Origin of the sequence: Cohnella sp. 56 (assembly GCF_037963805.1) — a bacterium.
GTDB lineage: Bacteria > Bacillota > Bacilli > Paenibacillales > Paenibacillaceae > Cohnella.
This window is the reverse complement of the sequence record NZ_JAZDQE010000014.1, coordinates 32,357-47,191: the sequence shown is the minus strand read 5'-3', so window position 1 is coordinate 47,191 and position 14,835 is coordinate 32,357. Positions and strand designations below refer to the sequence as shown.

The 14,835-nt window shown below is 57.1% G+C and carries 9 protein-coding genes; 1 reads left to right on the top strand and 8 read right to left on the bottom strand.

Going from position 1 to position 14,835, the window contains the following annotated elements:
- Positions 1 to 88 precede the first annotated feature (88 nt).
- The 8 genes from VQ071_RS21860 to VQ071_RS21825 all read right to left on the bottom strand — a co-directional run bounded on the left by VQ071_RS21860 (position 89) and on the right by VQ071_RS21825 (position 13,729).
- Positions 89 to 1,624 carry an MDR family MFS transporter gene (locus VQ071_RS21860; RefSeq protein WP_340516355.1) on the bottom strand — a complete coding sequence of 512 codons (1,536 nt, stop codon included), beginning with the start codon at positions 1,622 to 1,624 and terminating at the stop codon, positions 89 to 91.
- 26 nt (positions 1,625 to 1,650) lie between these two features.
- On the bottom strand, positions 1,651 to 2,322 hold the full coding sequence (locus VQ071_RS21855) for a hypothetical protein (protein WP_340516354.1): 672 nt from the start codon (positions 2,320 to 2,322) through the stop codon (positions 1,651 to 1,653).
- A complete protein-coding gene (locus tag VQ071_RS21850) occupies positions 2,315 to 3,001 on the bottom strand; it encodes a hypothetical protein (RefSeq protein ID WP_340516353.1) in 687 nt (228 codons plus the stop codon). The genes VQ071_RS21855 and VQ071_RS21850 overlap by 8 nt, the downstream gene beginning before the upstream one ends.
- Positions 3,002 to 3,020: 19 nt before the next feature.
- Positions 3,021 to 3,650: a YhbD family protein gene (locus VQ071_RS21845; RefSeq protein WP_340516352.1), complete on the bottom strand. Its 630-nt coding sequence runs from the start codon at positions 3,648 to 3,650 to the stop codon at positions 3,021 to 3,023.
- A gap of 425 nt (positions 3,651 to 4,075) precedes the next feature.
- Positions 4,076 to 8,455, bottom strand: a complete 4,380-nt coding sequence (locus VQ071_RS21840) for a carbohydrate binding domain-containing protein (protein WP_340516351.1) — start codon at positions 8,453 to 8,455, stop codon at positions 4,076 to 4,078.
- Positions 8,456 to 8,557: 102 nt separating this feature from the next.
- Positions 8,558 to 10,279, bottom strand: coding sequence for an extracellular solute-binding protein (locus VQ071_RS21835; protein WP_340516350.1), 1,722 nt, complete (start codon positions 10,277 to 10,279; stop codon positions 8,558 to 8,560).
- Between the two features lie 137 nt (positions 10,280 to 10,416).
- Positions 10,417 to 12,027 carry a response regulator gene (locus VQ071_RS21830; RefSeq protein WP_340516349.1) on the bottom strand — a complete coding sequence of 537 codons (1,611 nt, stop codon included), beginning with the start codon at positions 12,025 to 12,027 and terminating at the stop codon, positions 10,417 to 10,419.
- Positions 12,020 to 13,729 carry a sensor histidine kinase gene (locus tag VQ071_RS21825; protein ID WP_340516348.1) on the bottom strand — a complete coding sequence of 570 codons (1,710 nt, stop codon included), beginning with the start codon at positions 13,727 to 13,729 and terminating at the stop codon, positions 12,020 to 12,022. The genes VQ071_RS21830 and VQ071_RS21825 overlap by 8 nt, the downstream gene beginning before the upstream one ends.
- 183 nt (positions 13,730 to 13,912) lie before the next feature.
- Here VQ071_RS21825 and VQ071_RS21820 point away from each other — a divergent pair, with 183 nt between their 5' ends.
- Positions 13,913 to 14,824, top strand: coding sequence for an ABC transporter permease (locus VQ071_RS21820; protein WP_340516459.1), 912 nt, complete (start codon positions 13,913 to 13,915; stop codon positions 14,822 to 14,824).
- Positions 14,825 to 14,835 lie beyond the last annotated feature (11 nt).

Sequence of the window (14,835 nt, the reverse complement as noted above, 5' to 3'; positions counted from 1 at the left end):
CTGCGGCATCGCTGTCCGCGACGCGCCGCCTTGAACTGCTGACATCGTACGATCGAATTATGAACTCAATATGAAATGCATGCGGCGCTTAATGCCCGCTCGCCGCCACGTCAGGCTTCTGCCCTTTGGCGGGAATCTCGAGCTTGGAGCGCCCCATGAAGAAGACCGTGGCAAGCGCCAGTCCCGCCGGCACGAGCGACCAGAGGAACATGTGCGAGATCGAGGCGGACAGCGCGTCTACGATCTTGTGCAGGACGTCGGCCGGGATGTTCGCGCGGTTCTCCGGCGTCAGCGACTGGCGAATGTCGCCGAGCGCGCTGCCCTGCGACGAATCCGACCCTGCGAAGGCATCCTTGAGATTGCCTGCGAGCGTGTTGCGCTGCATGATGCCGAATACGGTCAGGCCGACCGTCATGCCGAGCGAGCGGACGAACGACATCGTCGAGCTCGCCGAGCCCCGCTGGTTCGGGCCGAAGCCGTGCATGCTCGCCATGCCGAGCACCGAGAACGAGAACCCGACGCCTACGCCTGTCACGATCATATACCAGACCAGCGTCGCCCTCGTCGTATCCGGGGTGATCGTGGAGAGCAGGACGGCGCCGATCACGAGGATGACGGCGGACAAAATCATGACGTTGCGGTAGGAGGTCTTCATCGCCAGAAACGCGCCGATCTGCGAGGAGACGACGGAGCCGAGCGTCAGCGGGAGCAGGATAAGCCCCGAGTTCGTGGCCGAACCGCCGTTGACACCCTGCACGAAGATCGGGATGTACATCGCGAACGTGATGAACGCCGCGCCGTAGAACAATCCGGCTACCGTACTCGATGCGAACAGCCGCTGCTTGAACATGCTGTAGGAGACGATCGGATCGGCCGCCTTCGTCTCCGCGTACAGAAACACCGCGAACAGGACGAACGCCGCCGCGAACAGCGAGACGATCCGGGCCGAATCCCAGGCATACGTGCCGCCGCCCAGCTCCAGCGCGAACATGAGGCTGACGACCGCGCCGACGAGTGTCGCGGCTCCCCACCAGTCGATCCGCTGCTTCATATGAACGCGGGATTCCTTGTAGCCGAATACGATCAGCGCCAGCGCGATCAGTCCCAGCGGCAGGTTGATGTAGAAAATCCAGCGCCAATGGACATGATCGGTAATGTAGGCGCCGAGCAGCGGCCCCGCCAGACTCGACGTGCCGAACACGGCGCCGAAGATGCCCGACATGCTGCCCCGTTTTTCGACCGGAATCACATCGAACAGGATCGTGAAGGCGATCGGCACGAGCGCCCCGCCTCCGATCCCCTGAATCGCCCGGTAGATCGACAGCTCGGTGATGCTCGTCGCCGTGCCGCACAGCACCGAGCCCAGCAGGAACATAATCATACCGAAAATAAAAAACCGCTTGCGTCCGTACATATCCGACAGCTTGCCGAAAATCGGCATGCCCGCCATCTCCGTCACGAGATAAGCCGAGGTCACCCAGACGATCTTGTCGTAATCTCCGAGCTCGGAGACGATCGTCGCCATCGCCGTGCCGACGATCGTATTGTCGATCGCCGCCACGAAGATGCCGAGCATCAGTCCTGCGAGGACGATGCCCATGCTATTGCCTTTTGCCAAACTCATCATTGATCCTCCTCATCCGTATCCGTTTAGATTCGTACGCGCTCCCCGACCGACGAGCTTGCGTCCACCCGCAGCTCACGCCGGTATTCGACACGCCCGATGTTGCAGCCCGGGCCGATGACGACGTCGCCGCCGCGCACAAGCTCTGCCTCGGTATGCTGCAGCTCGACATCGTCCCCCTCGATCAGCGCCGCCTTCAGCGAGGCGGCTGCCCCGGGCGTTGCGAGGCTTTTAAGCGCACCGAGCCGGCTTCGCCTCACGCGCAGACGACCGCCGCCAAGCTCGTGCACGGCGCTCGGTCCGAAGAGGCTGAGCTCCAGCCGCTCGGCGCTCAGCAGCCCTTCGCATACGATCGCGCCGCGCAGCTCGGCCGTCCCCAGCTCCACATCGCCTCGGGCGGCAAGCTGCCCCTGGAACTTCACCTTTTCGCTGCGCAGGCTGCCCTGCGCTTTAACTTCGCCCGCGCCCCGGATCTCGCCGCTATGGAAGCCCGACTCCACTTCGCACACGCCGGTCATCTTCAATGCCGACACCGTCAACTGTCCGCGCACGACGACTTCGCCCGTGCATGTCAGCCTTTCGCAATCCAGATTGCCGCGAATTTCGCATTCGCCCGTGATCTTCACCTGTCCGAAGACGCCGCCATTCGAGGAGGTCGTGCCGACCATTTTCAGATCAGGTCTCTCCTTGTCAGCCATTCAGCTTCGCCTCCTCTCCGATACGCGCCGTCGGATGCTTGCGCAGACCGGTCCGATACTCCACGCGGCCGATGTCGCAGCCACGGCCGATCGTCACCCGATCCCCCCGCACGATGCCCACTGACGCATACTCCAGCTCGACATCGTCGCCCTCGATCACGCCTGCCTTCAGCTCCGGCGTGAAGCTCGGCAGCACCCACTGCCACAGCGCGCGCCAGACGCCCGTCCGTCCTCTGCCGACACGGATCGTCTCGCATCCGATCTCCCGGGCGGACGATCGCCCCTGCAGTCTGAACTTGATCGATCCCGCATTCAGCAGCCCGCGAATCTTGAACACGCCTTCGCCCTCGAGCAGGTCGAGCTCGCAATCCCCGCCGGCGCTCAGCATGCCGTTCAATTGAAGCTGCTGCCCGGCGTACGATTGCTCGATCGTCGCCATGCCGTCGACGAAGGCCCGCTCCGCGTGAAGCGTCCCGCTCACTCTCATCGTGCCGTCGAGATCCAGCTCGCCTGCCGTGAGATGCCCGTTCACACGTATTTGGCCGTCCGCATCGAATACCTGCGCTTCCACATCGGCAGCTACCTTGCAGACCCCGTTCAAGTTCACCAGTCTGTACACGCCGCCCGCCGCCGTGCCGATACCATCCATCTTCAGATCGCCGATCGTATCGTTTGCCATCGCGAATCTCCTCCTCCGATTAATGCAGCTTGCTTCGCAGCTGCTCCGCCATCTCCGTCAGCTGCAGCCTGGCGACGACCTTCACGCCCGGATCGAAGTACAGCTCCGCGGGCGACGCCGCGAGCGCGAACATCGACACTCCCATCTTGCGCGTGAACAGCAGCTCGCACGGTCTGCCCTCATAACGCGGAAAATGGCTCCGCAGCGTCTCCATCAGCAGCTCGCACTCCTCGAGGCTGATCTCTCCCGCCGACAGCAATTGATCCGACACGAACAAGTACAACAGCTGTTGAAAGGAATATGCTTCCTGTCCGCTCCGCTGCTCTGGCGTGCTGAACCGATGAACGACCATTTCCGAAACAATGTTACGTTCATTTAGCTCCCGGTTGGACAATACGAGGTCCACCTGATAAGGAGACAGCTTGCCCGCCAGCTCATCCAGCGACAGATCTTCTTTCATGTTCACAATCCGGTCGATCCGCGCCAGAATCAGATCTTTCGGGAAAAACGTCTCCTGCCCCGTAAATGTGGACTTGCGAATAAACCAATCCTCCGGTATGAGCTGCTTGCGCTTCCAGCGGTACAGCTGGCCGTAAGAGATGCCGGTGAGCTCCAGCAAATCCTTTTTGGATATCAATTCACGCTCCATGTTCCTCACCTCATGATTACAATGTAACATAACACTGTTACGTTGTAAATGCGGCAATTGCTGTCTCCCAGTCTTATTTTATCGCCTGTCACGCCAACGCGCTTCGGTCTCCGGCAGTCCGAAGCGCTCGGTCTCCAGACCGAGGCGGGCCGCCAATTCCCTCGGTATCAGGGGGGCCTTCTTCTCTCCCGGCGCTGCAAGCCCATGCCCGGTAGAGGAACGAAGGAGAGGCTGGCGGAGGTCTGCACACGGATGCGAAAACGCAAGAAAGGGCGCTTCGCCGCGCCCCATGCATGAAGTCAAGCCCAACGGCCGGGGTGCCGGGCGCACAGCAGAATGCAGCCCGTACCCTCGGAAGGATACGGGCTGCATTCGCAGTTTTCCTGTTCGTCCTGCGCTCGCGGCGACGTCAAGCCATGCGCTTATTAAGGAGCGATCGGACCGTTATTGATTAATTCGAAGTCGTCCAGGTCCACCGTTAGTCCGCCGGCCGCGCCATCCGGAATGTTCCCCAGATCGAAGCTGATTCGGCCGATGGAAGTGCCCGGATTAACGACCGCGAACGTAATCTCGTACTGCTGCTCTTCCGTCGTCAGATCGACCGGACGGCCGTCGTATCCGTTCCATACGTAACCCGCCGGCTCGTCCAGCCATCCGAAGTTCACGTTCATTTTGCGAGGCGTAACACTCGTCTTCGCTTTGAATTTCAGCGTATACGTATAGCCCTGCACGTATTTGACGTTCGGCAGGAACACCTGCCGGTCCCATGGATTGGCGCCCGGATCGCCCAAATTAATGCGAAGCTTGCCGTTAATCGCCGCAATGGAAAGCTGGGCCGGATCAGGCGAGTAGGACAGCCAATTTCCGATGCCCTGGGACAGGTCGCCGTTCGTCAGCAGGTTGACGTTCAACGGCTGTTCCGGCTCCGACACGGCCGGTCCCGCTTCGGTAAGGCTAACATGGCTCAGCGTAACGGCATGCGATCCGGCAATGTCGCCGATTTTCCCCAGGGAGAACGCGAGCACGGCATTCGGATCGGACGCTTCGGTCATCGCGAACGTCCGCTCGAACGTTTGCGGCTCCGATGTCAGATGGAACAATGTATCCGCATCTCCGCCGTTGTACGTTCTATAGCTGCCCCCGTCCTCCTGAATGAGCGCCCTGATGTCCCGGGCGACGGAAGACGATGCGTCGAACCGCAGACGGTACTTCTTGCCTTGCTCGATACGCAGCGGATTCTGCTTCAACTGAACATGCCATTCCTCCGAGCCCGGGTCCGACAGCTCGACGCGAAGCGCTCCGTCCTGAACGTCCGCGTACGTCGCTTGGACAACCGATACGCCGTCCGCTTTGAACAACGTCCAACCGTTCAGGCCCTGTCCGAAATCCCCGTTCCCCAGCAGCTCGGGCATCCATTCAAACCAGTCCGAATTGTATTTGTCTCCCGCCAGCACAAAATAGTACGTTCCTTCGCCGAGGTCCAGTGATGCCGGATAGATAGTCCGGAAAGTTCCCCAGCCTCCGGTGCTGCCTACCTCCGTCGTCCCCGTGCTCACGACTTCCCGGTCGGCGTTCAGAAGCGTATACCGGAGATATGAACTCGGCGACTCGCTGGCGACCCGAGCCGACACGCGGTATAGTCCGGCGCGCGCGACCCGCAATTTATATTCGATGCTGTCGCCTTCGTCCAGATAGCCGACAACGCCGTCTCCGCCAACTTGAATGCCGTTCATTCCCCAGTATTGATCGGACTCCATCTTGAGATACCCGTTCAACGTATGCGGGGCGCCGCGCTTCACCAGCTTAACGTTATCCAGGGTCACGGTTCCAAGACCGCTTCCGAGAAGGAAGGAGAGCTTGGCGCCGCTCATCGGCTCGGCAAGCGTAAAGTCTTTTTCGTAATGAATCATTTCAGTCGTTAATGAAACGCCGGCACCGTCCTCGAACGAAACGGCGGAGCCGGAAGTTCCGAGTTCTACTGCGATGCTTCTTCCCTGATCCGCACGCGCTTCGAACTGCAAGCTGTACAGGACGTCCTTCTCCAACTGGAGCTGATCCTGCGATAGCTTGACGTCCGTCGGGAGCGCTCCGCCATTGCTTGCATGAACGCTCAGTTCGCGTACGATCCGTCCGGCGCGCTTTTCGTTAGACACCGAAGCCGTCGCGGCCGCCCCGCCGGCGCTCTCCAGCTTCCAGAAGGCCATGCGGCCGCTGCCCTGGTCAAACGTTCCGTTATACACGAGGTTGCCGTCGGGCAGCATCGTCTTCGGCGGATTCGGGTCAGGCTCGGCAATTTTGACAAGCTTGACATTATCGATCCAGACCGGCGCCGTCCCCGCCTTGCCCAGATTGAATTCGACGCGGCCGTTGCGATCCGTATTTTCGTTCATGACGAACGTATAGGCAAAGGATCGCGGACGATCGCCAAGCGATACGGTTTGATCCGCCATATATCGCACGTAATTGTGATTCGGTCCCGACATCGAGGCGACCATCGTCCTGTCCGTATCGGACCAGGCATCGAACGAAAGCTCGTACGTCGCCCCTTTCAGCAGCGGGATATCGGTCTGAACAAACTGAACCGCGTAGGTTTCGCGCCCTTCGTTGGTAATCGTCGTACGCGCGGAGCCGTTATCGATCGCAGATTCGGCCTCGCCCCCGAACAAATCGGTCGGCGGAGCGAACGGCTGGAACACCCAAGGAGCGCTTCCGGCGCTGAAATCTCCGTTTACGATATAGTTGCCTGCCCCGTCCGGCGCACGCAGCGGTTGAGGTTCGCCCGGTTCGCGATAAGGCCCGTCGAGCTGATAGACACGAACATAGTCGACCGCCATCCGTTTCGGAAATTCGACCGCCCCGTCCGGATTGCCCGGCCAACTGCCGCCGACGGCCAAGTTGAGCTGAAGAAAAAAATCGCGGTCGAAAGGCGCAGGATACGTGTACTCGGAAGCCTGGCCGTCGACTTTGGCATACCAATCGTTCATGCGGGAAAATGGGATGCCATCTACGTAGTGTCTGATTTCACCCGGCTCCCATTCAAGGGTAAAGACATGATAATCGTCCGCGAAAGACTGACCGGCAGGCAGTGTATACGCTTGCTGCGACTGCGCATGAGGGTTGCCGAAATGAAGTGTGCCGTACACCTTGTTCGGCTCGTGACCGAGCATCTCCATAATGTCGATCTCGCCCGAGCTTGGCCAGTTGCCGTAAAGGCTGTCGTCGGAAGGCATCATCCATATCGCCGGCCACATGCCCTTCCCGTCCGGCAGCTTGGCGCGTACCTCGATCTTTCCGTACGTCCAGTCTCCTTTGCCTTGCGTCGTTAACTTGGCGGACGAATACGGTTCTCCACCGCCGATTTCCTTGCGAGCCTCTATGATGAGGTTGCCGTCCTCGACTCTTGCGTTTTCCGAGCGGTTCGTATACCGCTGCAGTTCCTCGTTGCCGAATCCGCCGCCACCTTCGACGAAATTCCATTTGGACGCATCGATGTCCGTTCCGTCGAATTCGTCGTTCCAGATCATCGACCATTGCCGCTGCGTTTGACCGTTGCCGCCAGTCGGAACGGAGCCCGAACCATGATTGGGCGGCGTCGCCTCGCTAACGGTTCCGTCGGCCGCGATTCGCACCTGCTTGCCGGCCGCCACGGGCTGATTATTGATGATTACGCCGTCCGCTTGAACGGTGAGCTTGGCGATCTCCGAGCCTTTCCCGATGGTGATCCGCCAGCCGCCTCCGGTTATGACGACGTCGCCGAATCGGCCGATCAACGTCAATTCCGCAGGCCCCGCCGAATCCGGCTTTCCGGAAGCCACAATTCGCGCTTTAAGGCCGGAATCGCCGGATGCTTCCACAATTGCAGAAGTATTCGCCGTAATTCGCTCCACGCTGGATTGTCCCTCCAACACAAGACGGACCGGTTCTCCTTCCTTGTCGATAACCACGTCGCCCAGCTGGCTGTCCTTTACGTGCACGCTATTTTTTCCGCCGCCGTTAATGAGCAGCTTCCCGCTCGCGCGCACTTCGGAGAGCGTGACGTCTCCTTCACCGATTCCTGCCGTCAGCCGCAGGCTTTTGGTAATCTCGGGGCCGTTCAAGCTTACCCCCGAAGCAGTCACCGTCGCGCGCTCCATCGTACTGGCTTCGTTATATTGTCCTGCGGCGGCGTACAAGTGCCCCGTCAGCTCGTGCAGCATAGCGGAGCCTTCCGCGCGGGTTACGTTCCGTTTAGGACGGAACGTGCCGTCCGGATAACCCGCGATGACGCCCTCCGCCTGCATGGCGCTAATCGGTTTCGCCGCATATTCCGCAATATCTCCGCTATCCTTGAACACGTTCGAGTCCTTGCTCTCGCCCGCGCCGTCTTCGGACAGAAAAGCTCTTTCCAGCAGAACCGCCGCTTCCTCTCGCGTCACCGCCCGGTCCGGACGGAACGAACCGTCCGCGAACCCTTCCGCGATTCCCGCTTGCGCCGCCGCGTTGACGGCATCGGCATACCACGCGCCTTGTTTTACGTCCTTGAATTTCGCCGAGCCGGAACCGGATTTCCATCCCATCACGCGCCATAGCTGCGCGATCCATTCGGCGCGGGTGACCGGTTGATCCGGACGGAAGGTTCCGTTCTCGTAGCCCTTCAATACGCCCGCGTGAGCCAGTTCGGCAATCGCGGCTTCCGCCCAATGCCCTTTAATATCCTGGAAAGAAGCTTTACCTTCGTCCTGCGCCGCCAATGCCGCTCCTCCGGTACCCAAGCCCGTGGACAGCAAGGAAATCGCAAGCAGTAGCGCTCCAGCTTTTCTAATCACTCGTTTTACCTCCCTGATAGCCTGACTGTACAGATGGGGAAAGCGCTTACGCATCCATGAAAAGAAGGAGGAGGATTTCTCCTCCTTCCTTCGAGCCGCCGTTTACTTGCCGCTCACCGATTTATACCATTCGTTAACTTCCGTCGTAATGGCATCGCCGCCAGCCTCTTTCCATTTCTGAACGAACTTATCAAAAGAGTCGATCGAATCCTGGCCGTACAAAATCCGGTTGAACGCTTCCGCTTCAAGCTTCTTCAGCAGTTCGTTCTTGCTTGTCATCGTTTTCGTCAAAGGTCCGGTGAACATTTGAGGCATCGTGATGTCCTTCTGGTCTTCGACGATTTTGGCGGCTTCCAGGATGGTTTTCGGAGTGGATTCCGCGAGGTTCTTCTCGAACGGCGTTGCGGGCGTCGCCCCGTCTGCAAGCTTGGCCAGCGCTCCCAGCATTAACGAAGGGATGCGTGCTCCGTCGAACGTAAGCGTGTATTTCTCCGGATTTACTTTGCCGCCGGGAATCGTGTCGTCGCGTACGATTTTGCCGTCAACCGTCGCATAGTCGTAACCTTCGTACATCCCGTTCTCGAATTCGCCGCCGACTTCGGGGTTGGCGAAATGATCGAACAGATAATTCTGATATTTAAAGAACGCTTCCGGATGCTCCATGTCTTTATTGATAAGGATGACGCCGTTATAGCTGAGCGTACCGTGGCGTCCCGCTTTGCCGTCAGGTCCAGTCGGGATCGGATAAGCTTTGTATTCCGCGCCCGGAACGTTCGCCTTGACGTCCTCCAGCGGCCAGGACGGCATCCAGTGCGGGCCTACGATGATGCCGGCTTTGCCGGAAGTGAAGAGCTCCGCAGCCTTGACTTCGTCGGTTAGAGCCGCTTCTTCGGAAAGGTAGCCTTTGCTCATCCAGCTCGCAAGCGTTCTAAGGCCTTCTTTCGTTTCCGGCTGAACCGAGCCGTGCGCCAGCGTGCCGTCGGGCATTTTGTTCCACTGGTTCGGCATCGTGCCGAACGCTCCGAATACCCAGCCCGCGTCGGACATCCAGGTCATATAGGCGTTTTTCAATCCGAGCGCCAAACCGTAAGTATCCTTCTTGTTGTTGCCGTCCGGGTCCTGGTTCGTGAATGCGTCCAGCACCTGCTCCAGCTCGGCGATCGTAGTCGGCGCCTTCAGATTCAGCTTTTTCAACCAGTCTTCGCGGATCCACATGACCGGATCTCCGTTCTGGGCATAGTCCAGAATCGGAATGCCGATCCGTTTTTTATCGCGCGTATAGGCGTACCATACGGTCGGGTCTTCGTTCATGGCCGCTTTCCAGGTGTCGGAAGCGTACTTGTCGAACAGCGCCCCTGCGTCCTGGAATTTGCCGGAATCGATCAAGTCGTTGATCAGCGTCTCGTTGCCGCGGAAGGTTACGATATCCGGGAACTTTTCGCCGGAAGACAGCGACAGCCTCAGCTTCGTCTCGAACGTCTCGTTCGGTCCGCTTACGGTCCACAAATATTTCAAATTGATGCCGAACTTGTCCTTCGTCCAGCGGGTATGGACGTTATCCTCTACCGTTTCGCCGTTCTTGAATTTGACGTCGCTCGGAATGGAGCGGACGGTCGTAATCGTAACCGGCGGATCGAACTTGCCTCCGTCCGCTCCCGTCGCTTGCTGGGATTCCTGCGGCGCCGAACCGTTGGCTGTCGTCTCAGTCGCCTTCGACGGAGACGCTTCGTTATTGTTGCCGCATCCGGCTACTGGGGCCAATGCGAGTGCCGAAGCCAATGTAAATAACATTAACTTGCGTTTTTCCATCTTTTTTCCGACCATGATGGTTCCCCCCGAAATAATTTTGCCTACACGTCGATAGTACTTTCAAAGAGGATTCGGAAGATATAACACTATTTCTAGTTTGATATTGTTTTCTCTACTCTTAGTCGATTTCGCATCAGGTATGCGCCATTATTTTACTTTTCCCGAAAGTCCTGAGGCGTGATGCCGTACTGCCGTTTGAAAATTTTGATGAAATGCGGCACGTTCTGATACCCGACTTCCTCCGCGATCTCGTAAATTTTCTTATGGCTGTTCCTTAACAGATGGACGGCCGTATCCATTTTCAACCGGGAGACGTATTCGCTGATCCCCTCGCCCGTCTCCTCCTTGTACACCCGCGACAAATAAACCGGATTCAAGTACACCTGATCCGCGATCGTCTGCAACGATGCTTCCGCCAGGTTCCCCTTGATATAGTCGTGAATTTTGTGGACGAGGGCGCTGTGCGTGTTTTTGCGCTTTTGATCCGTTTCTTTTCGGAGCAGGTCCAGCAGACGGCTCGTCCAATCTTTCAATTGCTGGATCGTTCTAAGCTGCTGCTGGTTCGCGAACAACGAATAGTCCTGCCCCAGCATGACGGACAGCAGGTAGCCGTGCTTGTGGAAAATATAAGCGAAAGCCGCCGAGAACGCATGCGCGGCTTCCAGCAAATGCTCTTCGGAATGCGCCCAGTTGTCTTCCAATTGCGCCAATATGTCGTTGATTTTATCCGCGCTGCCGTCCCAATTGCCGGCTTCGAGCAAATGCACCAGCGCAGGCGGCTCGTACATTCGGGATAAATAATCGACCTGTGTCTGCGGATCGGCGTCGTCCACAACGATGAACATCTCTTCCAATCCGCCTATTCTTTCCCGAATAGCGGCCAGACACTGTTGATACACGTCCGGGATTTCCGCCGGAAACACGCCGCGCGGACCGAGAACGACGGACACCTTGAATTTCAAATAGGTTTTGCAGTTTTCCTGGAACTGCTGCGCAATAAGCTCCAGCTTCCTGCTCCACGTCTCGGCGGCTTCCTTAGGATCCTGCGGCCAAATCGCGAAGACGATGTAATCGTGTACGTCCGTGCATTTCCAAAGCCGATGCTCCGGGCTCAGCATCTCCTCGGCGATGTTGCCTATCGCGAATTCCAGCAACGAGTAAGCGTTGAAGTCGTCCGCGCTGCCGTAGTCGTCTCTGCGAACAAGCAGCGTCTGAAACTCCGTGCCCGGAGCAATGGGAATGTTCAAAGTTTCCAAATGCTGTACCAAATACGGATTCGAAAATTTTTTCCCGTTAATGAGTTGACTGAGAAGAAGCTGCTGGAGGTAGGGGAGATTTTCCCGCAGCGTAGCGTTCGCACGCCGGTAAGAGCTGATCTCCTCCCATTCCCGCTTGATCTGCGCCGTCGTTTGCTTCACGGACTGCAGCAGCGTCTCGTCGTGCAGCGGCTTAAGCAAGAAATCGTTCGCCTTGTTCTTGATGGCCTGCTGTGCGTATTCGAAGTCCGCATGGCCGGTAAGAATCAGAAACTTGATTTTGGGCCATTGCCTGCCCGCCCGCTCGATCAATTCCAGGCCGCTCATGCCCGGCATGCGAATGTCCGAGATGACGAGATCGATCGGCTGCTTCTCCAGTATTCTCAAAGCTTCATCGCCGGAAAAAGCGGTATACACCTGCGAAATCTCCGCCGCATCCCATGCCACCGTCTCCGCCAAGCTCCTGACGATATATTCTTCGTCGTCCACGATGAGCAATTTATACATGTCCGCTCTCCTCCCCGGTCGACGCCTTTCTGCGCCAATACATCGATACTTTCACGCCGCCTTCTTTTCCTCTGACGATATCGATTCCCGAGCCTTCGCCAAAATGATGCTTCACCCGCTCGTTGATGTTCCATAAGCCGCAGCCTGTCGAAAGATCCATCGGCCGCGCCAGCTTCGCGGTCAGCGCTTCAAGCTCCCCCTCGGTCATGCCGGCTCCATTGTCCTCGACGGATAGCGTATAACGGTCGGTTGCGATCGTGCCGATTACCCGCAGCTTGACCTGTCCGGGCATTTTTTCGAATCCGTGGATGATGGCATTCTCTACGATCGGCTGGACGAGGAGTCTGGGCACCTGAACGCCGAGCATCTCTGCGGGCACATCGAGCTCGTAATTCATTCGGTTCATCCTCAGCTTCTGAATGCTCAAATAGTTGTTCACGAGACGAATCTCGTCCTCGAGGCTCACGATTTGATTCTCGACGCGGGTCGTATACCTGTAATAATCTCCAAGATTCACGGACATGGCGACGATGGCGTCGTTCTCGCCGAGCTTCGCCATGCTCGTAATGAAGTAGAAGCAGTTGTACAGAAAATGAGGATTGATCTGCGACTGAAGCTGTTTCATCACGGCGTCCCGGTACCTTATTTCATGCAAGTAAACTTGCTCGATCAGCTGGCCGATTTGCTCGCTCATCTCGTTGAAGCGCGTCGAAATGACGCCGAATTCGTTCGGATACGACTTGACGATTCTCGCCTTGTAGTCTCCCCGTTTGAGCCTGAACATCTGCTGGAGCAGCTCCTTGATCGGGAGCCGGACTTTCATGTAAAGGTAGTAAACCGAAATAACGGCCAGAAGGATCAACAGTCCGAGCGTAATGTAGAACATCGTCATGCTCTTGTTGATCGGCTCGAGCACTTCCTCCACCGGCGCATAATCGATCAGGTACCAGTTGGAAATTTCGGACTTCGAATAGTGCGCGACGTATTGCTTGCCGTGAATATCGACGTTCAGCTTTCCGCGGTCGCCGAGCACTTCGCCCGGCAACGCCTGGATAATGGTATGAACGGAGGCCAGACTCTGAGATTTATTGACGATAACGTCGCCCGACGCGGAGTAGAAGAAAGGATCGCCTTGGCCGGCGGTCTTGAACTGATCGAGCATTTGGCTGATGTCGGTTTTCGGGAATGCAAATTTCAGCAATAGCTTGCCCGGATCGGACAAGCTGTCCGAAAAACCGTACGAAAATTGGCCATTCTCGTATTCCCATTGGGCAAAACGCCGATCGTCCGCAAGAACGAAACCGTGGCCTGTCGGACTGTCGGCGGAAACGGCGGTGGCGTTCATCGGGGAGTATAGCGTAATGTCATAGGGCCACGAGCTGCCCGTGATTTGGAGATTCAGCTTCTGCATGATCCGCCCTCGCAAGGCGATTTGTTCGTACTTGGACAAGTCGTTGATATGCTTGAACATCTGGATATCGTTATCCTGAATCAGCAGCATCGTGCTGAACTTCAGCTGGTTCATTCGGGAGTCGATTTGGCTGAGCAGATAGGAGAGCCGGCTTAAGGTGGAGGACTCGATGTTATCTTCCACGATTTTGGCGCTTAGCCGGTTGGAGTACGTATAGAGGGCGACGATAGGAATGAGAATCGCCAATAAAACAACCAAAAACTTTGCAAAAAACGAATGTCTGAATTTCATGGCGGTCTCCCCGTTCAATGAAGTAGACAAAACAGTATGTTTCTTTAGATAGCCGTATAGAACGCCCGGATGACTCGCCCTACAATTACTTTGGACCCTGTAATTCGTGAGATTAATATAGCACAGCTTAAAGGAGAGAAATCAATGAGCTTTGACAACATCTTAGAACCCGGGCAACGCAGCATGACCGTGACGAAGCGGCAATCTTCGCGAAAGAGCAAGCTGCCGCTTCACCTCATGCTTCTGCCGGCTGTGATTCTGACGCTGATTTTCGCCTATCTCCCGATGGCCGGAATCGTGATCGCGTTCCAAAACTACAAGCCTTGGCTCGGTATTCGGCATTCCGAATGGGTGGGCTTCGACAATTTCAATTATTTGTTCGACTACCCCGACAGCAGGCAAGTAATCCTCAATACGCTGGTCATTGCGGGCATGAAAATCGTTGTCGGCATGATCGTGCCCATTACGTTCGCTCTGTTGCTCAACGAGGTTAGAAAATCCGCGTTCAAGAGAACGGTGCAGACGCTCGTCTATCTCCCCCACTTTCTCTCCTGGGTAATCCTCGGCGGCATTCTGATCGATATGCTGTCGCCTACGGGCATCGTGAATCACGTGCTCGTCCAATTATTCGGCATCAAACCCGTCTTTTTTTTAGGGAACGGCAACTGGTTTCGCTTCACGGTGATCACGTCGGACGTGTGGAAGGAATTCGGCTTCGCCACGATTGTGTATCTGGCATCGCTCGCAGGCATTAATCCTGCGCTGTACGAGGCGGCGGAGCTGGACGGGGCAAGCCGATGGAAACAAACGCTGCACGTTACCATTCCGGGGATTCTGCCGATTATCATCGTCGTGGGAACGCTGGCGCTCGGCAACATCCTGAACGGCGGGTTCGATCAAATTTTCAATCTGTACAATCCGCTGGTCTATCACAAAGGGGATATCGTCGATACTTTCGTGTACCGCTTCGGCCTGGAGCAAGGACAGCTCAGCTTCGCGACGGCAGTCGGTTTGTTCAAGTCGGCGGTCAGCATGGTCGTTATCGTAATTTCTTATTTTCTCGCGTATCGGTTCGCCAATTACCGGATTTTCTAAGGAGAGACAGC